We start from the raw sequence: 619 nt of genomic DNA, 5'->3' as shown, positions 1-619 counted from the left end.
CGCGCTCGCGCACGCGACGGTGAGTGGTGTTGCACCGACACGTTACAAACCTCCAGATCCGTTAATGCCGACAGCCGGAGCGACAGGGAACAGAGATCCGCCTAACCGTTGCGTCCGTGGATTCATGACGCGGCATAATCGGGGAGTCGGCATAACGTCATCGAGCGCGACATCAGGCCATTCTGTACCGGCCGGTCTTCATGGATGTTCAGTGACACCGTTGCCGGTGCGAAGGCGAGTGCGATGGTCTATAGCCTGATGCTCACGTGTCGGGCCTGCAACGTCGAACCCTACTCATACCTCCTGCACGTGCTCACCGAACTGCCACAGCGTGCCCCCGGTGCCGACGTCACCGACCTCCTGCCGTTCAACGTCGCGAAGCTCATCGCCCAGGCGCGCAATCACGCCTGATCGCGCGCGGCACCAATTGACGCGGGCATGTCCAATTCCGTGTGCCAGATTTAGCGCTTACCTTCCTTCTGCCGTTGCCCGCGCTCGCGCATCAGGTGGCGCGAAGCTTCGTCCTGCGCAGAGGGGACGTGCACCGCATGCATGCGGTCGCGTTCGCCACCCAGCCAGGCCCGCAGGTTGATGACCAGCTTCGTCACGTCGAGCCGGT

General features: G+C 62.8%; 2 pseudogenes. One reads left to right on the top strand and one right to left on the bottom strand.

The features are described from left to right. Positions 1-150 precede the first annotated feature (150 nt). A pseudogene (locus tag HV796_RS43110) lies at positions 151-411 on the top strand (transposase domain-containing protein); the annotation flags it as partial. A 62-nt stretch (positions 412-473) separates the two neighbouring features. Here HV796_RS43110 and HV796_RS45315 read toward each other — a convergent pair. Further along, positions 474-619, bottom strand: a pseudogene (locus HV796_RS45315) (IS110 family RNA-guided transposase); the annotation flags it as partial.

The organism is Paraburkholderia humisilvae (genome assembly GCF_902859855.1).
Classification (GTDB): Bacteria; Pseudomonadota; Gammaproteobacteria; order Burkholderiales; family Burkholderiaceae; genus Paraburkholderia; species Paraburkholderia humisilvae.
The sequence above is the reverse complement of the archived record's forward strand: the minus strand, read 5'-3'. Positions and strand labels throughout refer to the sequence as shown.